Here is a 21,048-nt window from a genome sequence, read left to right on the forward strand (position 1 = left end):
TAAATTTTACCCTTTTTCAACTCCAAATTAAAAACGGAGCTGAAAAAATCTGATTATACAATATAAAAAAAGGATAAGCTACAGAGCTTATCCTTTTTGAAAATTTTTGAAGAAAATATCATTCTATTCTTCTTTTCCTTCGTTGCTTTTGTTTTCAGAAGCCTCAGGAGCCGAGGGTGTGGTTTCAGCAGCTTTTTTACTTCTACCGGCCCTTCTTGTTGATTTCTTCTTTTCAGGCTTATTAACGTTGTAGATTTCGTTGAAGTCTACAAGTTCGATCATCGCCATATCGGCATTATCACCCAAACGGTTACCCAACTTTATGATCCTGGTGTATCCCCCTGGACGGTCACCTACTTTGGGAGCTACTTCCCTGAATAACTCAGTAATAGCAAGCTTGTCGCGTAGTTTTCTAAAAACTATCCTTCTGTTGTGAGTAGTATCTTCTTTGGATTTGGTCACCAATGGCTCTACGAACTGCTTCAAAGCTTTTGCTTTTGCTACAGTGGTATTTATACGTTTGTGCTCAATTAGGGAACAAGCCATATTTGCTAACATCGCCTTGCGATGAGCGGTTTGTCTACCTAAGTGGTTTATTTTTTTTCCGTGTCTCATTTTTGTAAGATGTTAGATATTAGATTAAGATTTAAAGACAGCTTCATTTATTCTCAGGTCTCAAATCTAAAGTCTCATGTCTAATATTAGTCTTTGTCTAATTTGTATTTTGAAAGGTCCATTCCGAAATTCAATCCTTTATTGTTAACCAACTCTTCAAGTTCGGTCAGGGATTTCTTTCCGAAGTTACGGAACTTCATCAAGTCGTTTTTGTTATAGGAAACAAGATCTCCAAGAGTATCAACTTCAGCAGCTTTCAAACAGTTCAATGCCCTTACTGAAAGATCCATATCAACCAATTTGGTCTTTAGGAGTTGACGCATGTGAAGGGATTCCTCATCATACGTTTCGGTCTGGGCAATTTCATCAGCCTCCAGAGTTATGCGCTCATCTGAGAACAACATAAAGTGGTGGATCAATGTTTTGGCAGCCTCTGTCAATGCATCTTTTGGGTGAATAGAACCGTCTGTGATAAGTTCAAAAACCAGTTTTTCGTAGTCGGTTTTCTGTTCTACCCTGTAGTTCTCTATACTGTATTTCACGTTCTTAACGGGCGTGTAAACAGAGTCAGTATAGATAGTCCCAAGTGGAGCGTTGGCTTTCTTGTTCTCTTCAGCAGGAACATATCCTCTACCCTTTTCTACAGTCACCTCCATGTTGAAGTTCACCTTCTTATCCATATTACAGATCACAAGATCTGGATTCAGGATCTGAAAACCGGAGATGAATTTTTGAAAGTGTCCTGCGGTCAATTGATCCTGACCGGAAACAGAAATTGTTACGGCTTCATTGTCTATTTCATCAATTTGCCTCTTGAACCTGATTTGTTTCAGGTTTAGAATAATTTCGGTTACATCTTCCACTACCCCGGGGATAGTTGAGAATTCGTGATCTACTCCTTCGATGCGTACCGAAGTAATAGCGAACCCTTCAAGTGAAGATAAGAGTACTCTCCTTAAAGCGTTACCAACGGTTAATCCATAACCTGGTTCCAAAGGGCGAAATTCAAATTTCCCTTCGAAATCGGTTGAATCAATCATTATAACTTTATCGGGCTTCTGAAAATTTAATATTGCCATATTACGACTTCTGTGAATTATTATTTCGAATATAATTCGACGATGAATTGTTCATTTATATTTTCCGGAATTTGCACTCTTCCGGGTACAGAAACAAATGTTCCTTGTTTGGTCTCATTGTTAAATGTGATCCACTCATATACAGCGCTGGAGTTAGACAGGGATTCCTGGATGGCGGTTAAGGATTTTGATTTTTCCCTTACACCTACAACATCACCTGCCTTAAGCTGGTAAGATGGTATATTTACTAATTCTCCGTTTACTGTAATGTGTCTGTGAGAAACCAATTGTCTTGCACCACGTCTTGAAGGGGCAATACCCATTCTGTATACAACGTTATCTAAACGAGACTCACATAATTGTAAAAGCACCTCCCCGGTAATTCCCTGGGCACGTGTTGCTTTTTCAAACATATTTCTGAATTGACGCTCAAGAACACCGTAAGTGTACTTAGCTTTTTGCTTTTCCATTAACTGGATAGCATATTCAGATTTCTTTCCGCGACGACGGTTGTTACCGTGCTGCCCCGGAGGGTAATTTCTTTTTTCGAAAGACTTGTCGTCTCCGAAAATTGCTTCCCCGAATTTACGGGCGATTTTAGTCTTTGGACCAGTATATCTTGCCATTGAAAATTTGATTTAAAGCAAGCGATCGTGGAATTAAGGTCACTGTCCTTCGCTGATCTCTTTGCTTACTTTTATTATACTAATTAATTAAACTCTACGTCTTTTTGGAGGACGACATCCATTGTGTGGTAAAGGAGTAACGTCAATAATCTCAGTTACTTCAATTCCTGCATTATGAAGGGATCTGATAGCAGATTCTCTACCGTTACCCGGTCCTTTCACATATACTTTCACCTTGCGTAAACCGGCATCGTGAGCCACTTTAGACGCGTCTTCTGCAGCAAGCTGAGCTGCATAAGGAGTGTTCTTCTTAGATCCTCTAAAGCCCATTTTACCGGCAGAAGACCAGGAGATAACATCACCTTTCTTATTGGTTAACGAAATAATAATGTTGTTGAAAGAAGCAGTAACATGCGCTTCTCCAATAGACTCAACATTTACTTTACGCTTCTTTTGAGTTGCTTTTGCTTTTGCCATCCTACTTATTATTTAGTTGCTTTCTTTTTGTTGGCAACTGTTTTTCTTCTTCCTTTTCTCGTTCTGGAGTTGTTTTTGGTTCTTTGTCCTCTCAACGGAAGTCCCGCTCTGTGACGAATTCCCCTGTAACTTCCAATATCCATTAATCGCTTAATGCTTAATTGAACCTCAGAACGAAGTTCTCCTTCAATCTTATAGTCACCAACAGCTTCACGAATTCGTCCGATTTCTTCATCGTTCCAATCTGAAACTTTTTTCCCTTCTTCAACGTTGGCTTCTTTAAGGATCTCCTGAGCCCTGCTTTTTCCAATTCCGAAGATATAGGTCAACGCTATAACGCCTCGCTTTTGTTTTGGTATATCAACACCTGCAATTCTAGCCATAACTACCCTTGTCTTTGTTTAAATTTTGGATTCTTTTTGTTTATCACATAGAGTCTGCCTTTTCTACGCACAATCTTGCACTCGGCACTTCTCTTTTTAATTGATGCTCTAACTTTCATAGTTATTAGTATCTGTAAGTTATTCTAGCCTTCGATAAATCGTAAGGGCTCATTTCTAATTTAACTTTGTCGCCAGGTAACAACTTAATGTAATGCATACGCATCTTACCTGAAATATGTGCAGTCACCAGGTGACCATTTTCTAATTCGACACGAAATGTCGCATTTGACAATGCTTCAATGATCGTTCCGTCTTGCTCTATCGCCGGTTGTTTTGCCATATTATGCTACTGCTTTTCTGTTTTTACCGGTTTTCATTAATCCATCATAATGCCTGTTCAACAAGTAAGAGTTCACCTGTTGCATGGTATCAATCGCAACTCCAACCATGATCAGCAATGATGTACCTCCAAAGAACAATGCCCAACCCGCCTGCACACCAAGCAGGGATACGATAATTGCAGGGAACACTGCAATAAGCGCTAGAAACACAGAACCCGGTAGGGTAATCTGTGACATAATTCTGTCGAGGAATTCGGCAGTCTCAGTACCGGGACGAATTCCCGGAATAAAACCACCACTACGTTTAAGGTCATCTGCCATTTTATTGGTAGGTACGGTAATCGCGGTGTAAAAGTACGTAAAAATAATAATTAATAACGCAAACACCAGATTGTACCAAAACCCGAATATATCACTAAAGGCTGCAGTCACGCCCTGCGCTGTTTCAGACTGTGAAAGTCCGGCAACGGCTGCGGGAATAAACATGATCGCCTGGGCAAAGATGATAGGCATAACTCCTGAAGCATTAAGCTTTAGAGGAATATATTGTCTTGAACCAAAAACGTTCTTTTCATATCCGCCTGTAGCGGTTCTCCTGGCATACTGTACAGGTATTTGTCGCACAGCCATCACCAGCATTACACTTGCAAGAATGATCACAAACCAAATCACCAATTCAATTAAGATCATAATAAGACCTCCGTTTGATTCGAATACTCTGGAAGCAAATTCCTGAATGAATGCCTGCGGTAAGGTAGCAATGATACCTACCATAATTAACAGGGAGATCCCGTTTCCAATTCCTTTATCAGTGATCTTTTCACCCAGCCACATCGCGAAGATGGTACCTGTGGTAAGAATGATCACAGAAGAAACTACAAAGGTCACGTTGTTACCAAGTAAGAAGGCGCTGGAAGGAAGAGTAGCAAAAAGGTTATAAATATAACCCGGCCCCTGTACCAATGTAATGGCAATGGTCAACCATCTTGTGATCTGGTTGATCCTTCTTCTTCCGCTTTCTCCCTCTTTTTGCAGTTTCTGAAGATAAGGAACCGCAATTCCCATCAATTGAACTACAATAGAAGCAGAAATATAAGGCATGATCCCTAAAGCAAAGACAGAAGCGTTCGAGAACGCTCCTCCCGTAAATGCATTAAGAAGACCTAATAGTCCACCTTCTGTCTGGCTGGATAAATTAGCTAATTGAGCCGCATCAATTCCAGGCAACACTACCTGTGCACCAAAACGATACACCAACAACAAACCGAGGGTAACCAGAATCCTATTCTTCAGTTCCTCGATTTTCCAGATATTCTTTAATGTATTGATGAATTTCATTTGCTTATCTATTATAAAGTAACAGCTTCACCACCGGCCGCTTCAATAGCTTGCTTTGCTGAGGCAGTAAATTTATGAACAGATATTTTCAACTTAGCTTTTAATTCTCCTCTACCTAATATCTTAACCAATTCGTTTTTACGTGCCAGACCATTATCTACCAACACTCCCATGTCAACAGTATCTTTCACTTTCCCATTATCAACAAGAGTTTGAAGGGTATCAAGGTTGATCCCCTGGTACTCTTTACGGTTGATGTTGGTAAATCCGAATTTTGGCACACGTCTTTGAAGCGGCATCTGCCCTCCTTCAAAACCTATCTTCCTTGAGTAACCAGAACGTGACTTGGCACCTTTGTGTCCTCTGGTTGAGGTTCCACCTTTTCCAGATCCTTCTCCACGACCAACACGTTTACTGTTACTTTGAACTGAACCTTTTGCAGGTTTTAAGTTACTTAAATCCATGTGAATTTATTATTTCGTTTCCTCAAAGGAAACCAAGTGATTTACTTTACTTACCATACCAAGGATGTTTGGCGTATTCTCGTGCTCTACAGTTTGTCCTATTTTCTTAAGACCCAGAGCTTCCAAAGTACGTTTTTGGTTTTGAGTACGTTTGATGGCACTTTTAACCTGTGTAACTTTTATCTTTCCCATTTTTCCTTGTATTATCCTTTAAAAACCTTTTCAAGTGAAATACCGCGCTGCTTAGCAACAGTCTCTGCACTTCTCAATTGCAACAAAGCATCAAAAGTTGCCTTTACCACGTTGTGTGGGTTTGAAGAGCCCTGATTCTTTGAAAGTACATCATGCACTCCAACAGCTTCAAGTACCGCACGAATAGCACCACCGGCGATAACCCCGGTACCGGCAGAAGCAGGAAACAACAATACTCTTGCTCCACCGTACTTACCTTTTTGCTCGTGTGGCAGGGTTCCCTTATGCAAAGGAATACGCACCAAGTTCTTTTTAGCGTCTTCTACTGCTTTGGAAATAGCGTCTGCTACTTCTTTAGATTTTCCTAACCCGTGGCCTACAACCCCGTTTTCGTCACCTACAACCACAATAGCAGAAAAACCGAAAGCTCTACCACCTTTTGTAACCTTAGTAACACGTTGCACACCAACCAAACGATCTTTCAATTCCAGACCACCCGGCTTTACAAGTTCTACGTTTTTATAATCCTGATACATATCTTCTAGAATTTAAGTCCTCCTTCGCGAGCACCTTCTGCTAATGATTTTACTCTTCCGTGGTACAAATATCCGCTTCTGTCAAAAGAAATGGTTTCGATACCCGCTTTTAAGGCCTTTTCAGCAATAGCTTTTCCAACTAAGGCTGCCTGTTCAATCTTGTTGCTGTCTTTAGAAGCAACATCTTTGTCTCTTGATGAAGCAGAAACCAGTGTGGTTCCATCCACGTCGTTAACGATCTGAGCATAAATCTCTTTATTGCTTCTGAAAATCGACATTCTTGGACGTTCTCCCGTACCGGTAATATCCCTACGGATTCTCTTCTTTATCTTATTTCTTCTATCTAATTTTGATACTGCCATAATCTAAACTTATTAAGCTGATTTACCTGCTTTTCTTCTTAATTGTTCTCCTCTGAACTTAATACCTTTCCCTTTGTAAGGTTCTGGCGCACGGAAAGAACGAATTTTCGCAGCTACCTGGCCTACCAATTGTTTATCGTAAGAAGTCAATTTCACGATAGGGTTTTTACCTTTATCAGAAATTGTTTCCACTTTAATTTCAGGGGCCAAATCTAATACAATGTTGTGAGAGTACCCAACAGCAAGGTCTAATTTTTGACCCTGGTTTGACGCTCTGTAACCAACACCTACTAATTCCAGCTCTTTTGTGAAGCCGTTAGCCACACCTTCTATCATATTACTGATCAAGGCACGGTACAGACCGTGTTTGGCTTTAAGATCTTTCTTATCTGACTCGCGCTCAAAGGTGATCACTCCGTCTTCGATCTTAACATCGATATCCCGGATCTCCTGCTTAAGCTCTCCTAATTTTCCTTTTACCGTAACAACTCCGTCTTTCAGGTCTACAGTAACACCTTCTGGAATTGTGATCGGGCTTTTACCTATTCTTGACATTTCTTTTCGTCTTTAAATATTAGTAAACGTAGCACAATACTTCACCACCAACTTTATCCTGCTGCGCTTGTTTTCCTGTCATTACTCCATGAGAGGTAGAAACAATTGCAATCCCTAAACCATTTAAGATTCGGGGTAGTTCATTGGCACCGGCATATTTACGTAAACCTGGTTTACTTATTCGTTGAATTTTCTTGATCACTGGCTCTTTAGTAAGTTTGTCATACTTAAGAGCTATTTTGATGCTTCCCTGTGCGGTACTGTCATCAAATTTGTAACTAAGAATATATCCCTGATCGAATAATATCTTTGTTATTTCCTTTTTAAGATTAGAAGCCGGGATCTCTACCACACGATGGTTGGCAGCGACAGCGTTTCTAATTCTTGTTAAATAATCTGCAATAGGATCTGTATTCATCTATCTCAATTTGCGGAAGTGGTTTTCGCCGCGGGACCATCCCGTTTTGAACCTTCAACCAATTTATATTTCTACCAACTAGCTTTTCTAACCCCTGGAATTAATCCGTTGTTGGCCATTTCCCTGAAAGTTACTCTGGAAACACCAAACTGTCTCATATACCCTCTGGGTCTTCCGGTCAATTTACAACGGTTGTGCAAACGAACAGGAGAGGCATTTTTAGGAAGTTTTTGAAGTGCTTCATAATCGCCGGCTTCTTTAAGGGCCTTGCGTTTTTCAGCATACTTATCAACCATTTTTTGTCTCTTCACCTCGCGGGCTTTCATTGATTCTTTAGCCATAATTAATTCTTTTTAAAAGGTAATCCTAGTTCGGTTAGCAATGATTTTGCTTCTTTATCTGTATTGGCAGAAGTAACGAAGGTAATATCCATACCATTGATTCGGTTTACTTTGTCAATATCGATCTCAGGGAAAATGATCTGCTCGGTTACACCAAGGTTATAATTTCCTCTTCCGTCAAAACCAGTGGCTTTAATTCCGTTGAAATCCCTCACACGTGGAAGCGCAGAGGTGATCAAACGATCTAAAAATTCATACATTCTCTCTCCGCGTAAAGTAACTTTTGCCCCAATGGGCATTCCTTTACGAAGTTTAAAAGAAGCAACATCCTTCTTAGATATGGTCGCTATCGCTTTTTGACCGGTAATAGCTGTCAATTCATCAACAGCATGATCAATAAGTTTCTTATCTGCTACAGCGGCTCCAACCCCGCGGCTCAAAACTATCTTCTGAAGTTTTGGAACCTGCATCACGTTAGAGTAGCTGAATTCTTCTGTAAGAGCAGAGATCACTCTCTCTTTATACTCTTGTTTAAGTCTTGGTAAGTATGCCATAACTAAATTACTTCATTAGATTTTTTGGAAAACCTTACTTTCTTCCCATCCTCTTCTCTGTATCCAACTCTGGTGGCATCACCACTCTTGTCAATTAAAGACAAGTTGGAAACGTGAATAGGAGCTTCCTTCTTCTTGATTCCGCCTTGTGGGTTGGCTGCACTTGGCTTCTCATGTTTGGAAACCATGTTCACACCTTCCACAATTGCTTTATTCTTATCCAGGAATACCTGCTGCACTTTACCTTCCTGACCTTTATGGTCTCCGGCCGTTACACGTACGGTATCTCCAGTTTTTATTTTAAGCTTTTTCATTTTCTTTTCTGTATTAAAGCACTTCAGGCGCTAATGATACAATCTTCATGAATTGCTTATCACGAAGTTCACGTGCTACAGGTCCAAATACACGTGTTCCTCTCATCTCCCCTGTTGGGTTAAGCAGAACACACGCATTGTCATCAAAACGGATATAAGATCCGTCTGGTCTGCGCACTTCTTTCTTGGTACGAACAACAACTGCTGTTGAAACTGCACCTTTTTTTACGTTTCCATTAGGTGTAGCTTCTTTTACACTGACAACTATTTTGTCTCCAACAGAAGCGTATCTCTTCTTTGTACCACCCAATACGCGAATCACTAAAACTTCTTTAGCACCGGTATTGTCAGCTACTCTTAATCTAGACTCTTGTTGTACCATAATTACTTCGCTCTTTCAATTATTTCTACTAATCTCCAGCATTTTGATTTACTCAAAGGACGAGTTTCCATGATCCTTACAGTATCTCCAATGTTGCAGTCGTTTGTTTCGTCGTGTGCCACGTATTTCTTCGTTTTTAATACGAATTTTCCATACATGGGGTGTTTTACTTTTTTAGTTTCAGAAACCACAATTGATTTCATCATCTTATTACTGGTAACAACACCTATACGTTCTTTTCTTAAGTTTCTTTTTTCCATTTTCAGCAGAATAACACTTATTGTTGTTCTCTTTTAGTTAACTCTGTAGCAATACGCGCTATAGATCTTCTTACAGTTCTCAACTGTATTGGGTTCTCTAATGGCGATACTGCGTGAGCCATTTTAAGATCGGAATATGCTTTTCTTGATTTACCAAGTTCTTCCTGTAATTCTGCTACAGACAATTCTCTTACTTCTGATTGTTTCATAACGTGTCTTATTAAGCTTGATAATCTCTAGCTACGATGAACTTAGTTTTTACAGGTAGTTTTTGAGCTGCAAGGCGCAAGGCCTCTTTTGCAACATCAAATGGAACACCACCTATTTCAAAAAGGATCCTTCCTGGTTTCACAACTGCTGCCCAATATTCAACCGCACCTTTACCTTTACCCATACGCACCTCAAGTGGTTTCTTCGTGATAGGCTTGTCTGGAAATATTTTGATCCAAAGTGAACCTTCTCTCTTCATATAACGGGTAGCAGCAATACGCGCAGCTTCTATTTGTCTTGCAGTCACAAAATTTGAGTCTAAAGACTTGATACCAAAAGTTCCGTTAGAAAGCCTGTGTCCTCTTTGAGAAACACCTTTCATACGGCCCTTTTGCATTTTGCGATATTTTGTTCTTTTAGGCTGTAACATTTTTCTTTACTTTAAAAAATTACTTTCTACGACGTGATTTGTTAGCACCACCTCGTCCGGCTCCGGGTTTTCCTCCTTGTTTTTTGGCCATGCCAACAAGTGGAGAAAGTTCTCTTTTACCGTATACCTCACCTTTCATTATCCATACTTTAACACCCAGTCTACCATAAGTAGTGTGAGCTTCAACTAAAGCATAGTCAATGTCGGCTCTAAATGTCGACAATGGAATTCTACCATCTTTGTAAGATTCAGAACGCGCCATTTCAGCACCGTTCAAACGCCCGGAGATCTCAATTTTGATCCCTTCAGCATTCATTCTCATTGCAGCCGCAATAGCCATTTTGATAGCACGACGGTAAGAGATACGATTCTCAATTTGTCTTGCAACACTGGAACCTACTAAGTAAGCATCCAGCTCTGGCCTTTTAATTTCAAAGATGTTGATCTGAACTTCCTTGTCTGTGATCTTCTTAAGCTCTTCCTTCAACTTGTCTACCTCCTGGCCACCTTTCCCAATAATGATACCGGGACGGGCAGTGGTGATAGTAACGGTTACAAGTTTAAGCGTACGCTCAATGATCACTCTTGATACACTCGCTTTAGATAAACGAGCATGGATGTATTTTCTAATCTTATCGTCTTCGGCTAATTTGTCGCCGTAGTCATTTCCTCCGTACCAGTTGGATTCCCATCCTCTGATGATACCAAGGCGATTCCCGATTGGATTTGTTTTCTGTCCCATACTCTTACTTAGCTTTGTGTATTATTGTTAGCTCCAAGCACTAAAGTAACGTGGTTGGAACGTTTTCTAATTCTATGTGCGCGACCTTGGGGTGCAGGACGTAGTCTTTTCAACATACTTCCACCATCCACACGGATCTCTTTAACGAACAATTCTGCATCTTCAATGCTGGCATCTTCGTTCTTAGCCTGCCAGTTAGCGATTGCTGACAATAACAGTTTTTCCAAACTTTTAGATGCGTCCTTAGAATTGAATTTCAAAATATGAAGCGCTCTTTCTACTTTTTCACCACGTACCAAATCCGCAACTAAGCGCATTTTCCTTGGTGAAGTAGGGCAGTTATTCAACTTAGCAAAAGCTATTTGCTTATTAGCTTCTTTTATCTGCTCTGCTCTTTCTCTTTTACGAACTCCCATAGCTTCAATTATTTTTTACCTTTATTTTTAGCACCAGCATGACCTCTAAAAGATCTTGTTGGTGAAAATTCACCTAATTTGTGACCTACCATGTTCTCTGTAATATAAACAGGAACGAATTGACGTCCGTTGTGAACTGCGATAGTTTGCCCTACAAAATCAGGAGTGATCATAGAAGCCCTTGACCAGGTCTTAATAACCGCTTTCTTTCCAGATTCTGTATTCTGAGCTACTTTCTGCTCCAACTTATAGTGAACGTAAGGTCCTTTTTTTAATGAACGTGCCATATCTTATTATTTCTTTCTACGTTCTACAATATATTTATTACTCGACTTCGTCTTAGATCGGGTTCTATACCCTTTTGCAGGTATACCTTTTCTAGAACGCGGGTGACCACCGGAAGATTTACCTTCACCACCACCCATTGGGTGATCTACAGGGTTCATCACTACCGGTCTTGTTCTTGGTCTTCTACCCAACCATCTGCTTCTACCGGCTTTTCCTGAAACAAGCAACTGGTGATCACTGTTTGAAACAGCACCTACAGTAGCTATACAGCTTGCCAATACCCTCCTGATCTCTCCTGAAGGCAATTTGATGGTTGCATATTTACCTTCTCTTGCCATTAACTGAGCAAAAGCACCGGCAGATCTAGCCATTACAGCTCCCTGTCCAGGTCTCAACTCGATACAAGAGATAATAGTACCTAATGGAATGTTAGCCAATGGCATGGCGTTCCCAATTTCGGGAGCACCTGCATCAGCAGTAGATACTACATTTTGCCCAACCTGAAGTCCATTCTGAGCAATAATATATCGTTTCTCGCCATCCTGATAATTCAATAGTGCGATAAAGGCCGTTCTGTTTGGATCATATTCAATAGAAGCGACAGTTGCAGGAATACCCTGCTTGTCTCTCTTAAAATCAATGATCCTGTAACGTTTTTTATGACCACCACCAATATAGCGCATGGTCATTTTTCCCTGACTGTTTCTACCTCCTGATCTTTTGTTCGGAACTAATAAACTTTTTTCCGGCTTATCAGTAGTAATCGCGTCAAATCCGTTTACTACTCTAAATCGCTGACCAGGGGTGATTGGTTTTAATTTTCTAACTGACATTTTTTAATCTTAGAGATTACTATATAAATCAATAGTTTCACCTTCCGCCACCTGTACTAGTGCTTTTTTGTAAGCACTGGTTTTACCAGTAACAACACCCGTTTTTGTGTAACGGGTTTTTCTGTCTGGACGGACATTTATCGTACGAACCTTTGTAACTGAAACACCATAAGCAGACTCAACTGCGTCTTTAATTTCAATCTTATTCGCCTTATTATCAACTACAAAAGCGTACTTATTGTTAAGCTCGCTATCTGCCGTAGCCTTCTCTGTAATAATAGGTTTTATTAAGATACTCATAATGCTTATTTACTTAGATTCGACTCAATTCCTTCTAGAGACCCCTCTAAAAACACTAAATTATTAGCGTTTAGGATCTTGTAAGTACTTAATTCTGAAGCACTTATAACCTCTGAGGCCTTTAAATTGCGTGACGACAAATATACATTTTTATTTGAGTCACCCAACACTATCAAAGATTTTTTACCCTCAAGTCCCAGTGCCTTAAGAACATCTATGAAATTCTTGGTCTTTGGAGAATCAAATGAAAAATCTTCTACAACTATTATGGAGTTGTCATTTGCCTTTAGAGAAAGAGCAGATTTTCTTGCCAGTCTCTTAAGGTTTTTGTTCAATTTAAAGGAGTAGCTCCTTGGTCTTGGACCAAATACTCTACCTCCTCCTTTAAAAATAGGAGACTTGATACTTCCCGCACGGGCAGTACCTGTACCTTTTTGTTTCTTGATCTTACGCGTAGAACCTGTGATCTCTGCACGTTCTTTAGCTTTATGCGTTCCCTGACGTTGATTGGCCAGGTATTGCTTCACATCAAGATAAACAGCATGGTTGTTTGGCTCTATCGCAAAAACAGCATCAGAAAGGTTTGCCTTTCTCCCTGTTTCTTTTCCTTTAATATCTAAAACTGCTACTTCCATTACTTCTGAATGATTACGTAAGAGTTTTTGTGTCCTGGAACCGCTCCTTTAACAACAAGAAGGTTCTTATCTGCAACAACTTTCAAAACTCTCAGGTTTTCTACTTTTACTTTTTCGCCACCCATTCTACCGGCCATACGCATTCCTTTGAATACTCTCGCAGGATATGAAGCCGCACCAATAGAACCAGGAGCCCTTAAACGGTTGTGCTGACCGTGAGTCGCTTGTCCAACCCCACCAAATCCGTGACGTTTAACAACACCTTGAAAACCTTTACCTTTTGATATACCGGAAACGTCTACAAATTCGCCTTCAGTAAAATGTTCAACGGTAATGGTATCACCTAATTTGTGCTCTCCTTCAAATCCCTTGAATTCAACGACTTTGCGCATTGCTGCGGCTCCGGCTTTTTTTGCATGCCCAGTGGCAGCATTATTAGCAGTCTTTTTGTCATCGAAACCAAGTTGAAGAGCTTCGTACCCGTCAACCTCCTCGGTTCTGACTTGGGTAATTACACATGGTCCAGCTTGAATAACGGTACAAGGAATGTTCTTCCCGTTCTCGTCAAAAATGCTGGTCATGCCAATCTTTTTTCCTATTAACCCAGACATAAATTAATTATTAGTTATTAAATTATTTACTTAAAAATATTCAGGATTGAAAAACACTTCCAATCCTGAATGTATTTTTCTTCCGTTTTTCCCTCGCCTGTCGCTTGGGACATGTATGAACCCGACAGCTTATCGGGCCTTTGTGTTTATCACACTTTGATCTCCACCTCTACTCCACTTGGCAATTCAAGTTTCATCAAGGCATCGATTGTTTTTGAAGACGAACTGTAAATATCCAGCAGTCTTTTATAGGAACTTAACTGAAATTGCTCTCTCGACTTCTTGTTAACGTGTGGAGAACGCAATACAGTAAAGATCTTCTTGTGAGTTGGCAATGGAATTGGTCCAGTCACCACAGCTCCCGTACTTTTTACGGTTTTTACAATCTTCTCGGCAGATTTGTCTACCAGGTTGTGATCGTAAGATTTTAGTTTTATTCTGATTTTCTGACTCATTTTCCTGATAATTATTCGTTAGCGGTTCCCTTTTCTGCCTTCATAATTGCTTCTGAAATATTAGAAGGAGTTTCGGCATAGTGAGAGAATTCCATAGTAGAGGTTGCACGTCCCGAAGAAAGGGTACGCAATGTAGTTACATATCCAAACATCTCAGATAATGGCACTTCAGCTTTGATCACTTTCGCACCAGATCTGTCAGACATGTCATTTACCTGTCCACGACGTCTGTTTAAATCTCCTACTATATCACCCATATTTTCTTCTGGGGTAACCACTTCTACTTTCATGATTGGCTCAAGGATAACAGCACCGGCTTTTTTAGCCGCAACTTTATATCCCATTTTCGCAGCCAATTCGAAAGAAAGCTGATCGGAATCCACAGGGTGGAAAGACCCATCCTTAAGAACTACTTTTAAAGTATCCATGGTGAAACCAGCCATAGGCCCGGTTTTCATAGCCTCTCTAAATCCTTTTTCCACTGAAGGAATAAATTCTTTAGGAATACGACCACCTTTGATCTCATCAACGAACTGAAGTCCCGGTCCTTTGAAGTCTTCATCTGCAGGCCCTAGTGTAAATGAAATATCACCAAATTTACCACGACCACCAGACTGCTTCTTGTAAACCTCTCTGTGATCTGCCACTTTGGTAACAGTTTCCTTGTACTCAACACGAGGTTGACCTTCATTTACTTCAACCTTAAATTCTCTTTTCAAACGATCTACAAGGATCTCAAGGTGAAGCTCACCCATTCCTGAAATAATTGTTTGTCCGGAAACTTCATCGGTTTTAACCTGGAAAGTTGGATCCTCTTCAGCTAATTTAGCCAAAGCCATACCCATCTTATCAACATCTGCCTTGGTTTTAGGCTCAACAGAAATACCAATTACAGGTTCAGGGAAAGACATAGATTCGAGAACGATTGGGTGTTTCTCATCTGTCAAGGTATCCCCTGTCTTAATATCTTTAAATCCAACAGCCGCACCAATATCTCCGGCTTCAATTCTGTCAATTGGCTGTTGTTTATTTGCATGCATCTGATAGATACGTGAAATACGTTCTTTTTTTCCTGAACGGTTGTTCTGAACATAAGAACCAGCATCTAAAGCTCCTGAGTAAACTCTAAAGAAAGCCAAACGACCAACGAAAGGATCGGTAGCAATTTTAAAAGCTAACGCTGAAAAAGGAGAATCTACATGCGGCTTACGTGTTTCTTCTTTTTCTGTATCTGGGTTTACACCTACAATGGCTTCAACATCTACAGGAGAAGGAAGGTAACGCATTACTGCATCCAGCATCGCCTGAACTCCTTTATTTTTAAAGGCAGATCCACACATCATTGGGATAATAGACATATCAATTGTTGCAGCTCTAAGGGCAGCAATGATCTCGTCTTCAGTAATAGAGTTCTCGTCTTCGAAGAATTTCTCCATAAGCGCTTCATCGTACTCGGCAACTGCCTCTACAAGTTCAGCTCTGTATTTATTTACGTCCTCCATCAATTCCTCAGGGATATCAATGGTTTCGTAAGTCATTCCAAAGTCCTCTTCATTCCAGACAACTGCCTTTTTGGAAATAAGATCAACAACTCCTTTGAAGTCGATTTCATCCCCAATAGGAATTTGAAGTGGAACAGGATTTCCACCAAGCATTTCTCTTACCTGCTTGCACACTTTAAAAAAGTCTGCACCCTGGCGGTCCATTTTATTAACGAACCCAAGTCTTGGTACTCTATATTTATCAGCCTGTCTCCAAACAGTTTCAGATTGAGGCTCAACACCATCAACCGCGCTGAAAAGAGCTACCATCCCATCAAGAACACGTAAAGAACGCTCTACCTCTACAGTAAAGTCAACGTGTCCCGGGGTATCAATAATATTTACAGTGTATTCCTGGTCGCGGTACATCCACTTACAATGCGTTGCAGCAGAGGTAATGGTAATACCACGCTCCTGCTCTTGCTCCATCCAGTCCATTGTAGCTGCACCATCATGCACCTCACCGATTTTATGACTAATACCGGTATAGAAAAGAATACGCTCTGTAGTAGTGGTCTTACCGGCATCAATATGCGCAGCAATACCTATATTTCTTGTGAATTTTAAATCTCTTTGTGCCATTTTTTAGAATCTAAAGTGTGAGAATGCTTTGTTAGCTTCAGCCATCTTGTGGGTATCAACCCTCTTCTTCACAGCCGCACCTTCTTCCTTAGCCGCAGCAAGAACTTCAGACGCAAGTCTTTGCGCCATTGATTTCTCGTTACGCTTTCTAGAGTAAGAGATCAACCACTTCATAGCGGTTGAAACTTTACGATCTGGTCTTATCTGCATTGGAATCTGGAAAGTAGCACCCCCAACTCTACGACTACGTACTTCTACGTGAGGCATAACATTAGATAGAGCATCCTTCCAAAGTTCAAGTCCAGTTTTTTCTTCATCCTGTTTTTTCTCTTCTACAATTGCGATCGCATCGTAGAAAACCTTAAAGGCAACAGATTTTTTACCATCCCACATCATCATGTTAACAAAACGTGTCACTAACTGATCGTTAAACTTTGGATCTGGTAAAAGTGGCCTTTTTTTCGCCTGTCTTTTTCTCATTTCTTCTTTGTAATAAGTTAATTGTTACTTGCTGCGGAAATAATCCTATTTCTTAGGCTTTTTAGCACCATACTTGGAACGTCTCTGTGTTCTTCCGGCAACACCGGCAGTATCCAGAGCACCACGTACAATATGATACCTTACTCCAGGCAAATCTTTAACTCGTCCGCCTCTAACCAATACTATCGAGTGCTCTTGCAGATTGTGACCCTCACCAGGTATGTATGCGTTCACTTCTTTCCCGTTCGTCAACCTTACCCTTGCAACTTTTCGCATTGCAGAGTTAGGTTTCTTAGGGGTAGTTGTGTAAACACGCGTACAAACTCCTCGTCTTTGAGGGCACGAATCTAAAGCAGCCGATTTACTCTTCTTGGTGATCTTGGCTCTTCCTTTTCGTACTAATTGTGAAATTGTTGGCATAATTTCTTTTACACTAATTATTTGTTTTAAAATAAACTCCCTTTTAAAAAGGTTTGCAAAGGTAGAAATAAAACCGAATTATTCAAATCCTAAATAATTAATTTTCAGAAGGATTAATTTTTACTCTAAATCGGGTCAGACTTTTTCTGAAAAATTATCCTTTCTTAAAAAATTTGGTTCTCAAAATTTCGCGGGAAGAATTCAGAAGGAATTCTCGTATAGGAAAGAAGTAAGGGAACCAATTCTTCCGAAAAATCCTTAAAAGAACGGTAAAATACAATAGCCAATTTTCACCTGTATATTATAAGAGAGAGAAATAATAAAAGTTATTTCGTGAAAAGAAAAAAAGAAAAAATCAAAACTACCTGATAAATATCATAGGAAAATATGGGAAGCAGGAGAGACAAAAGCCTCTAAAGCAGGTGTGGTGGAGGTTACGCTTTATACGGTTTAAGTTAATAAAAGCTTAAATTTCATAGCAAAATCCAAAAAGAAGCAAAGTTTTATCTCAAAAAAGTTGTTCGGTTAACATTTAATTATCATTTTTGGCACTGGCTAATTCAAACAAATCATAAAATGAAAACAAAGTTTAGTGGAATTCTAACGCTGTTACTGGCGTTAGTTGTGCAAATTACGTTTGCACAAGAACAACAGACGGTCTCAGGAACTGTGACCGACGAAAGTGGAATGCCCCTCCCCGGGGTAAACGTGCTGATTAAAGGCACAGCAAGAGGGGTTCAAACTGATTTCGATGGAAATTATGCTATCGAAGCTAGTCAGGGAGAAGTATTGGTTTTTTCTTATTTAGGATTGAAAACGGCTGAAATTACTTTTCAGGACTCTCCTAATATCAATGTTACCATGGAAGCTGATGCAGCTCAACTTGAAGAAGTTGTTGTGACGGCACTGGGTATTAAGAGGGAAGAAAAATCCCTTCCTTATGCCTCCCAAACGGTAAATGCTGAGGAACTTAACATTACTGAAGACACCAACATCAAATCGGCACTTGCCGGTAAGGTAGCGGGTGTACAGATCAATGCCCAGGCTGGATCCAAACTTGGAGAGTCAGGTAAGATCCGTATCCGTGGTGGTATCTCACTTACATCAGATTCTGATCCATTGTATGTGATCGACGGTGTTCCAACTTCAGATCCTAATGCTATTGACATGAGTAACGTAGCTACTCTAAACGTGCTGAAAGGACCTAACGCAACTGCTCTTTACGGTCAGCGTGCTTCAAACGGGGTTGTGCAGATCACTACTAAAAGAGGAACTGAATCTGACCGTTTAGGTCTTGAGATCACCAGTTCTATCTCTTTTGACAAAGTAGGAAGAATGATGGACTACCAGAATGATTACGGACAGGGCTATTCACCAAATGAATTTGGAACTTTCGATTACGATGCCGGGTACAACTTTAGGGTTTTCGGTATTTCAGGAGGAGCTTATCCTGAGTGGATGCAGGTATTTGACGGACAGCGTTATTTTAATGCCAACGTTTATGCTGATGAAAGCTGGGGACCAAAATTTGATGGCGAGCCTTATATTCCATGGTATGCAATGTACCAGGACAGCCCATATTTTGGACAGACTGACACCTGGGAAGCTCACCCAGACAACATTAAAGACTTCTACAACACAGGAACAACTTTCAAGAACATCATTTCTTTGTCTGGTGGAGGTGAAGATTACAGCGCACGAATGTCTTTTACGAATTTAGATCAAACCGGGATCATTCCTAATTCTTCTAACCGTAAGAATTTCGTAACCGCTTCTTTCGACTTTAACCTAACTGACAACTTCAGTATTGGAACAAATGTTAACTATTCTGAAGGAACCGTAGCCGGTGATTTTGATGATGGTTACAGCAACCAGACTACTGGTTCATTCAACTCATGGTTTGGTCGTAACATCGACGTAAACAAATTGAGAGAACTTAAAGGATTGACTACAGAAGAAGGATACCTTGCTTCCTGGAACAACTGGGGGCTTGACGCCTGGGCTGCCGGTGAAGATATTGACTTCCTTAACTTTAAGAAAGCAGCTTTCTGGTTCAACCCTTATGACTGGTTGGAACTTTACAAAATTGAAAGAAAAACAACTACCTTATTAGGCGATGTTCACGCTTCTTATTCTTTCCTTGATAATTTTGAGGCAACCGTTCAGGTTTCCAGAAACGAAAGAAAAATAAGAAGAGATTATAAGGTTCCATATCTATTGGAATTCTCTGCTGCTCCAAACCTATACAACGAGTGGGTTAACTCATTTGGAAGACTATACCAGTCTATCACAGAAGATAACTACCAGGCTTTATTACGTTACGATCAGGATTTCGAAGATTTTGACGTAGCTGCTATGATTGGGGGTAACATTAGAAAAGACAACTACTACTATTTCCAGAATGACATGGACACGGGTAACTCTGACAGTGGTGGTTTGATCCTTCCGGATGTTTACACTTTCTCCAACTCAAGAGAGACCCTTACTGCTACTGCCTATGACAGAAACAAGCAGGTTAATTCCCTTTACGGTAACTTGTCTTTGGGATACAGAGACATGCTTTATGTAGATGCTTCCATCCGTCGCGACTGGAGTTCTGCTCTTCCGGCAGATAACAACGGGTATACTTACCCATCTATTGGTGGATCTTTTGTATTCACTGAATTGACCGGAAGCAATGACATCTTAACCTTCGGTAAGATCCGAGGTGGTTGGGCACAGGTAGGTGATGACGTTGGTGCCTTGGCGCTGAACCCGGTTTACCCACTTGGAAGTGACCTTTACGGAGACAGAATTTTGCAGTATGACAGATCAAGATTGATCGATCCTAACGTAGAACCTGCCTTGAACACCTCTTACGAATTTGGTGTTGATCTAAGGTTCATCAACAACAGGATTGGATTCAATGCTACTTACTACAAGGAGAACCGTGAGAATGAGATCATTCCTATTACAATCTCTGCAGGTTCAGGATACTTAGATTACCTTACCAACGCAGGAGAGTCTGAAAGAGAAGGGGTTGAATTATCTCTTGATGCAGATATCATCAAAACCAATGATTTCAGATGGAATCTTTTGGCCAACTGGGCTACCAACACGTCCAAGATCATAAGCCTTCCAGGAGACCTTCAGTCTATTGATGGTGCCGGTGGTGGAGACGACTGGGCATTCGTGTCTGTAGTTCACAGGCTAGGTGAAGAATGGGGACAGTTGAGAGGAACCGGTTTCGCAAGAGATGAAAATGGAAACAGGATCATCAATGAGAATGGAACCTATGCTTTTGAAGCAGATCAACAGTTTGGATCTATCCTTCCTGACTTTACAGGAGGTGTGGTAAACACTTTTGCTTACAAAAACTTTAGCTTAACTGCTTCTCTAGATTTCCAAAAAGGAGGTAAATTCTTCTCCCTTTCTGAAATGTGGGGTGGATACTCTGGTTTAACTGCAGAAACTGCAGGTCTTAACGACAGAGGAGTTGAAAAAAGAGATCCGGTAGCTGACGGTGGTGGTACTCACGTAACAGGGGTATATGCTGATGGAAGCGCTGCAGACACTTACATTCCTACTATTTCTTACTGGGGACAATTCCAGCCAAACAGGATCGCCGAGCCTTTCATCCATGATGCAGATTACATCAAATTAAGAGATGTTAGCCTTACTTACAGACTACCTGGAAGCATGGTGAACGACGTTTTTGATTCTGCAAGCATAAGTTTAATTGGACGTAACCTTTGGTTGATCGCAGTTGCTGATGATAACGTTCATGAATGGGATCCATCTGAAATGTCTCAGACTTGGGGGGAAAACTCTCAATTACCAAGCACAAGAAGCTTCGGTATGAATCTTAAATTAACATTTTAATTAAAAA

General features: G+C 40.5%; 33 protein-coding genes. 1 reads left to right on the forward strand and 32 read right to left on the reverse strand.

All coding sequences use genetic code 11. From position 1 onward, the window contains the following. Positions 1 to 123: 123 nt before the first annotated feature. The 32 genes from rplQ to rpsL all read right to left on the reverse strand — a co-directional run bounded on the left by rplQ (position 124) and on the right by rpsL (position 17,180). Positions 124 to 615: a 50S ribosomal protein L17 gene (rplQ, locus tag ACFSTG_RS09425; RefSeq protein ID WP_380751606.1), complete on the reverse strand. Its 492-nt coding sequence runs from the start codon at positions 613 to 615 to the stop codon at positions 124 to 126. An 86-nt stretch (positions 616 to 701) separates the two neighbouring features. Then, on the reverse strand, positions 702 to 1,694 hold the full coding sequence (locus ACFSTG_RS09430; protein ID WP_380751609.1) for a DNA-directed RNA polymerase subunit alpha: 993 nt from the start codon (positions 1,692 to 1,694) through the stop codon (positions 702 to 704). A 20-nt stretch (positions 1,695 to 1,714) separates the two neighbouring features. Continuing rightward, the gene (rpsD, locus tag ACFSTG_RS09435; RefSeq protein ID WP_380751612.1) at positions 1,715 to 2,320 is read right to left on the reverse strand and encodes a 30S ribosomal protein S4; all 606 of its coding nucleotides are present in this window, start codon (positions 2,318 to 2,320) and stop codon (positions 1,715 to 1,717) included. Between the two features lie 87 nt (positions 2,321 to 2,407). Further along, positions 2,408 to 2,797 carry a 30S ribosomal protein S11 gene (gene rpsK, locus ACFSTG_RS09440; protein ID WP_380751615.1) on the reverse strand — a complete coding sequence of 130 codons (390 nt, stop codon included), beginning with the start codon at positions 2,795 to 2,797 and terminating at the stop codon, positions 2,408 to 2,410. Between the two features lie 8 nt (positions 2,798 to 2,805). Beyond that, positions 2,806 to 3,180: a 30S ribosomal protein S13 gene (rpsM, locus tag ACFSTG_RS09445; protein ID WP_380751618.1), complete on the reverse strand. Its 375-nt coding sequence runs from the start codon at positions 3,178 to 3,180 to the stop codon at positions 2,806 to 2,808. A gap of 2 nt (positions 3,181 to 3,182) precedes the next feature. Further along, positions 3,183 to 3,299 carry a type B 50S ribosomal protein L36 gene (ykgO, locus tag ACFSTG_RS09450; RefSeq protein ID WP_037325435.1) on the reverse strand — a complete coding sequence of 39 codons (117 nt, stop codon included), beginning with the start codon at positions 3,297 to 3,299 and terminating at the stop codon, positions 3,183 to 3,185. A gap of 5 nt (positions 3,300 to 3,304) precedes the next feature. After that, on the reverse strand, positions 3,305 to 3,520 hold the full coding sequence (gene infA / locus ACFSTG_RS09455; protein WP_380751621.1) for a translation initiation factor IF-1: 216 nt from the start codon (positions 3,518 to 3,520) through the stop codon (positions 3,305 to 3,307). Between the two features lies 1 nt (position 3,521). Next, positions 3,522 to 4,859: a preprotein translocase subunit SecY gene (gene secY, locus ACFSTG_RS09460; RefSeq protein WP_380751624.1), complete on the reverse strand. Its 1,338-nt coding sequence runs from the start codon at positions 4,857 to 4,859 to the stop codon at positions 3,522 to 3,524. Between the two features lie 11 nt (positions 4,860 to 4,870). Further along, entirely contained in the window at positions 4,871 to 5,323 is a 453-nt protein-coding gene (rplO, locus tag ACFSTG_RS09465; protein WP_380751626.1) for a 50S ribosomal protein L15, read from the reverse strand. Positions 5,324 to 5,332: 9 nt separating this feature from the next. Further along, entirely contained in the window at positions 5,333 to 5,515 is a 183-nt protein-coding gene (gene rpmD / locus ACFSTG_RS09470) for a 50S ribosomal protein L30 (protein WP_380751629.1), read from the reverse strand. 11 nt (positions 5,516 to 5,526) lie between these two features. Continuing rightward, a complete protein-coding gene (rpsE, locus tag ACFSTG_RS09475; protein WP_380751631.1) occupies positions 5,527 to 6,051 on the reverse strand; it encodes a 30S ribosomal protein S5 in 525 nt (174 codons plus the stop codon). A gap of 5 nt (positions 6,052 to 6,056) precedes the next feature. Next, positions 6,057 to 6,413 (reverse strand): 50S ribosomal protein L18, encoded by a 357-nt coding sequence (rplR, locus tag ACFSTG_RS09480; protein ID WP_380751633.1) that lies wholly within the window; start codon positions 6,411 to 6,413, stop codon positions 6,057 to 6,059. A 12-nt stretch (positions 6,414 to 6,425) separates the two neighbouring features. Then, on the reverse strand, positions 6,426 to 6,968 hold the full coding sequence (gene rplF, locus ACFSTG_RS09485) for a 50S ribosomal protein L6 (protein ID WP_380751636.1): 543 nt from the start codon (positions 6,966 to 6,968) through the stop codon (positions 6,426 to 6,428). A 19-nt stretch (positions 6,969 to 6,987) separates the two neighbouring features. Continuing rightward, on the reverse strand, positions 6,988 to 7,386 hold the full coding sequence (rpsH, locus tag ACFSTG_RS09490; RefSeq protein ID WP_380751639.1) for a 30S ribosomal protein S8: 399 nt from the start codon (positions 7,384 to 7,386) through the stop codon (positions 6,988 to 6,990). Between the two features lie 71 nt (positions 7,387 to 7,457). Then, a complete protein-coding gene (gene rpsN / locus ACFSTG_RS09495) occupies positions 7,458 to 7,727 on the reverse strand; it encodes a 30S ribosomal protein S14 (protein WP_380751642.1) in 270 nt (89 codons plus the stop codon). Positions 7,728 to 7,729: 2 nt separating this feature from the next. Then, a complete protein-coding gene (rplE, locus tag ACFSTG_RS09500) occupies positions 7,730 to 8,281 on the reverse strand; it encodes a 50S ribosomal protein L5 (protein ID WP_380751644.1) in 552 nt (183 codons plus the stop codon). Positions 8,282 to 8,283: 2 nt separating this feature from the next. Beyond that, on the reverse strand, positions 8,284 to 8,595 hold the full coding sequence (gene rplX / locus ACFSTG_RS09505; protein WP_380751647.1) for a 50S ribosomal protein L24: 312 nt from the start codon (positions 8,593 to 8,595) through the stop codon (positions 8,284 to 8,286). Positions 8,596 to 8,608: 13 nt separating this feature from the next. Next, complete coding sequence (rplN, locus tag ACFSTG_RS09510; protein WP_093113467.1) at positions 8,609 to 8,977, reverse strand: 50S ribosomal protein L14; 369 nt, start codon at positions 8,975 to 8,977, stop codon at positions 8,609 to 8,611. 2 nt (positions 8,978 to 8,979) lie between these two features. Next, complete coding sequence (rpsQ, locus tag ACFSTG_RS09515) at positions 8,980 to 9,237, reverse strand: 30S ribosomal protein S17 (RefSeq protein WP_093113468.1); 258 nt, start codon at positions 9,235 to 9,237, stop codon at positions 8,980 to 8,982. A 17-nt stretch (positions 9,238 to 9,254) separates the two neighbouring features. After that, positions 9,255 to 9,446, reverse strand: coding sequence for a 50S ribosomal protein L29 (rpmC, locus tag ACFSTG_RS09520; RefSeq protein WP_097056535.1), 192 nt, complete (start codon positions 9,444 to 9,446; stop codon positions 9,255 to 9,257). Between the two features lie 11 nt (positions 9,447 to 9,457). Beyond that, entirely contained in the window at positions 9,458 to 9,877 is a 420-nt protein-coding gene (rplP, locus tag ACFSTG_RS09525) for a 50S ribosomal protein L16 (RefSeq protein WP_029037135.1), read from the reverse strand. Between the two features lie 19 nt (positions 9,878 to 9,896). Beyond that, positions 9,897 to 10,619 (reverse strand): 30S ribosomal protein S3, encoded by a 723-nt coding sequence (gene rpsC, locus ACFSTG_RS09530; protein WP_380751651.1) that lies wholly within the window; start codon positions 10,617 to 10,619, stop codon positions 9,897 to 9,899. A gap of 8 nt (positions 10,620 to 10,627) precedes the next feature. Then, positions 10,628 to 11,035 carry a 50S ribosomal protein L22 gene (rplV, locus tag ACFSTG_RS09535; protein ID WP_380751654.1) on the reverse strand — a complete coding sequence of 136 codons (408 nt, stop codon included), beginning with the start codon at positions 11,033 to 11,035 and terminating at the stop codon, positions 10,628 to 10,630. An 8-nt stretch (positions 11,036 to 11,043) separates the two neighbouring features. Next, the gene (rpsS, locus tag ACFSTG_RS09540; RefSeq protein ID WP_029037132.1) at positions 11,044 to 11,322 is read right to left on the reverse strand and encodes a 30S ribosomal protein S19; all 279 of its coding nucleotides are present in this window, start codon (positions 11,320 to 11,322) and stop codon (positions 11,044 to 11,046) included. A gap of 6 nt (positions 11,323 to 11,328) precedes the next feature. Continuing rightward, the gene (rplB, locus tag ACFSTG_RS09545) at positions 11,329 to 12,156 is read right to left on the reverse strand and encodes a 50S ribosomal protein L2 (protein WP_380751659.1); all 828 of its coding nucleotides are present in this window, start codon (positions 12,154 to 12,156) and stop codon (positions 11,329 to 11,331) included. Positions 12,157 to 12,165: 9 nt separating this feature from the next. Beyond that, a complete protein-coding gene (gene rplW, locus ACFSTG_RS09550) occupies positions 12,166 to 12,456 on the reverse strand; it encodes a 50S ribosomal protein L23 (RefSeq protein ID WP_029037130.1) in 291 nt (96 codons plus the stop codon). A 5-nt stretch (positions 12,457 to 12,461) separates the two neighbouring features. Continuing rightward, complete coding sequence (gene rplD, locus ACFSTG_RS09555; protein ID WP_380751663.1) at positions 12,462 to 13,091, reverse strand: 50S ribosomal protein L4; 630 nt, start codon at positions 13,089 to 13,091, stop codon at positions 12,462 to 12,464. After that, positions 13,091 to 13,702, reverse strand: a complete 612-nt coding sequence (gene rplC / locus ACFSTG_RS09560; protein ID WP_380751667.1) for a 50S ribosomal protein L3 — start codon at positions 13,700 to 13,702, stop codon at positions 13,091 to 13,093. The genes rplD and rplC overlap by 1 nt, the downstream gene beginning before the upstream one ends. Positions 13,703 to 13,851: 149 nt before the next feature. Further along, positions 13,852 to 14,157, reverse strand: coding sequence for a 30S ribosomal protein S10 (gene rpsJ, locus ACFSTG_RS09565; protein WP_010181931.1), 306 nt, complete (start codon positions 14,155 to 14,157; stop codon positions 13,852 to 13,854). A gap of 11 nt (positions 14,158 to 14,168) precedes the next feature. Next, complete coding sequence (gene fusA, locus ACFSTG_RS09570) at positions 14,169 to 16,280, reverse strand: elongation factor G (protein WP_380751670.1); 2,112 nt, start codon at positions 16,278 to 16,280, stop codon at positions 14,169 to 14,171. 3 nt (positions 16,281 to 16,283) lie between these two features. Next, the gene (gene rpsG, locus ACFSTG_RS09575) at positions 16,284 to 16,760 is read right to left on the reverse strand and encodes a 30S ribosomal protein S7 (protein ID WP_380751674.1); all 477 of its coding nucleotides are present in this window, start codon (positions 16,758 to 16,760) and stop codon (positions 16,284 to 16,286) included. A gap of 45 nt (positions 16,761 to 16,805) precedes the next feature. Further along, the gene (rpsL, locus tag ACFSTG_RS09580) at positions 16,806 to 17,180 is read right to left on the reverse strand and encodes a 30S ribosomal protein S12 (RefSeq protein WP_380751677.1); all 375 of its coding nucleotides are present in this window, start codon (positions 17,178 to 17,180) and stop codon (positions 16,806 to 16,808) included. Positions 17,181 to 17,756: 576 nt separating this feature from the next. On the opposite strand from rpsL, the gene ACFSTG_RS09585 reads away from it, so the two are divergent. Further along, positions 17,757 to 21,041 (forward strand): SusC/RagA family TonB-linked outer membrane protein, encoded by a 3,285-nt coding sequence (locus ACFSTG_RS09585; protein WP_380751680.1) that lies wholly within the window; start codon positions 17,757 to 17,759, stop codon positions 21,039 to 21,041. Positions 21,042 to 21,048 lie beyond the last annotated feature (7 nt).

Origin of the sequence: Salinimicrobium flavum (assembly GCF_042684505.1) — a bacterium.
GTDB classification, from domain to species: domain Bacteria; phylum Bacteroidota; class Bacteroidia; order Flavobacteriales; family Flavobacteriaceae; genus Salinimicrobium; species Salinimicrobium flavum.

Excerpts from the sequence above, each read along its gene's own strand:
- rplQ (WP_380751606.1), bottom strand. The coding sequence starts at position 615 with ATGAGACACGGAAAAAAAATAAACCACTTAGGTAGACAAACCGCTCAT.
- ACFSTG_RS09430 (WP_380751609.1), bottom strand. The coding sequence starts at position 1,694 with ATGGCAATATTAAATTTTCAGAAGCCCGATAAAGTTATAATGATTGAT.
- rpsD (WP_380751612.1), bottom strand. The coding sequence starts at position 2,320 with ATGGCAAGATATACTGGTCCAAAGACTAAAATCGCCCGTAAATTCGGG.
- rpsK (WP_380751615.1), bottom strand. The coding sequence starts at position 2,797 with ATGGCAAAAGCAAAAGCAACTCAAAAGAAGCGTAAAGTAAATGTTGAG.
- rpsM (WP_380751618.1), bottom strand. The coding sequence starts at position 3,180 with ATGGCTAGAATTGCAGGTGTTGATATACCAAAACAAAAGCGAGGCGTT.
- ykgO (WP_037325435.1), bottom strand. The coding sequence starts at position 3,299 with ATGAAAGTTAGAGCATCAATTAAAAAGAGAAGTGCCGAGTGCAAGATT.
- infA (WP_380751621.1), bottom strand. The coding sequence starts at position 3,520 with ATGGCAAAACAACCGGCGATAGAGCAAGACGGAACGATCATTGAAGCA.
- secY (WP_380751624.1), bottom strand. The coding sequence starts at position 4,859 with ATGAAATTCATCAATACATTAAAGAATATCTGGAAAATCGAGGAACTG.
- rplO (WP_380751626.1), bottom strand. The coding sequence starts at position 5,323 with ATGGATTTAAGTAACTTAAAACCTGCAAAAGGTTCAGTTCAAAGTAAC.
- rpmD (WP_380751629.1), bottom strand. The coding sequence starts at position 5,515 with ATGGGAAAGATAAAAGTTACACAGGTTAAAAGTGCCATCAAACGTACT.
- rpsE (WP_380751631.1), bottom strand. The coding sequence starts at position 6,051 with ATGTATCAGGATTATAAAAACGTAGAACTTGTAAAGCCGGGTGGTCTG.
- rplR (WP_380751633.1), bottom strand. The coding sequence starts at position 6,413 with ATGGCAGTATCAAAATTAGATAGAAGAAATAAGATAAAGAAGAGAATC.
- rplF (WP_380751636.1), bottom strand. The coding sequence starts at position 6,968 with ATGTCAAGAATAGGTAAAAGCCCGATCACAATTCCAGAAGGTGTTACT.
- rpsH (WP_380751639.1), bottom strand. The coding sequence starts at position 7,386 with ATGAATACAGATCCTATTGCAGATTATTTAACAAGAATTAGAAACGCT.
- rpsN (WP_380751642.1), bottom strand. The coding sequence starts at position 7,727 with ATGGCTAAAGAATCAATGAAAGCCCGCGAGGTGAAGAGACAAAAAATG.
- rplE (WP_380751644.1), bottom strand. The coding sequence starts at position 8,281 with ATGGCATACTTACCAAGACTTAAACAAGAGTATAAAGAGAGAGTGATC.
- rplX (WP_380751647.1), bottom strand. The coding sequence starts at position 8,595 with ATGAAAAAGCTTAAAATAAAAACTGGAGATACCGTACGTGTAACGGCC.
- rplN (WP_093113467.1), bottom strand. The coding sequence starts at position 8,977 with ATGGTACAACAAGAGTCTAGATTAAGAGTAGCTGACAATACCGGTGCT.
- rpsQ (WP_093113468.1), bottom strand. The coding sequence starts at position 9,237 with ATGGAAAAAAGAAACTTAAGAAAAGAACGTATAGGTGTTGTTACCAGT.
- rpmC (WP_097056535.1), bottom strand. The coding sequence starts at position 9,446 with ATGAAACAATCAGAAGTAAGAGAATTGTCTGTAGCAGAATTACAGGAA.
- rplP (WP_029037135.1), bottom strand. The coding sequence starts at position 9,877 with ATGTTACAGCCTAAAAGAACAAAATATCGCAAAATGCAAAAGGGCCGT.
- rpsC (WP_380751651.1), bottom strand. The coding sequence starts at position 10,619 with ATGGGACAGAAAACAAATCCAATCGGGAATCGCCTTGGTATCATCAGA.
- rplV (WP_380751654.1), bottom strand. The coding sequence starts at position 11,035 with ATGGGAGTTCGTAAAAGAGAAAGAGCAGAGCAGATAAAAGAAGCTAAT.
- rpsS (WP_029037132.1), bottom strand. The coding sequence starts at position 11,322 with ATGGCACGTTCATTAAAAAAAGGACCTTACGTTCACTATAAGTTGGAG.
- rplB (WP_380751659.1), bottom strand. The coding sequence starts at position 12,156 with ATGTCAGTTAGAAAATTAAAACCAATCACCCCTGGTCAGCGATTTAGA.
- rplW (WP_029037130.1), bottom strand. The coding sequence starts at position 12,456 with ATGAGTATCTTAATAAAACCTATTATTACAGAGAAGGCTACGGCAGAT.
- rplD (WP_380751663.1), bottom strand. The coding sequence starts at position 13,091 with ATGGAAGTAGCAGTTTTAGATATTAAAGGAAAAGAAACAGGGAGAAAG.
- rplC (WP_380751667.1), bottom strand. The coding sequence starts at position 13,702 with ATGTCTGGGTTAATAGGAAAAAAGATTGGCATGACCAGCATTTTTGAC.
- rpsJ (WP_010181931.1), bottom strand. The coding sequence starts at position 14,157 with ATGAGTCAGAAAATCAGAATAAAACTAAAATCTTACGATCACAACCTG.
- fusA (WP_380751670.1), bottom strand. The coding sequence starts at position 16,280 with ATGGCACAAAGAGATTTAAAATTCACAAGAAATATAGGTATTGCTGCG.
- rpsG (WP_380751674.1), bottom strand. The coding sequence starts at position 16,760 with ATGAGAAAAAGACAGGCGAAAAAAAGGCCACTTTTACCAGATCCAAAG.
- rpsL (WP_380751677.1), bottom strand. The coding sequence starts at position 17,180 with ATGCCAACAATTTCACAATTAGTACGAAAAGGAAGAGCCAAGATCACC.
- ACFSTG_RS09585 (WP_380751680.1), top strand. The coding sequence starts at position 17,757 with ATGAAAACAAAGTTTAGTGGAATTCTAACGCTGTTACTGGCGTTAGTT.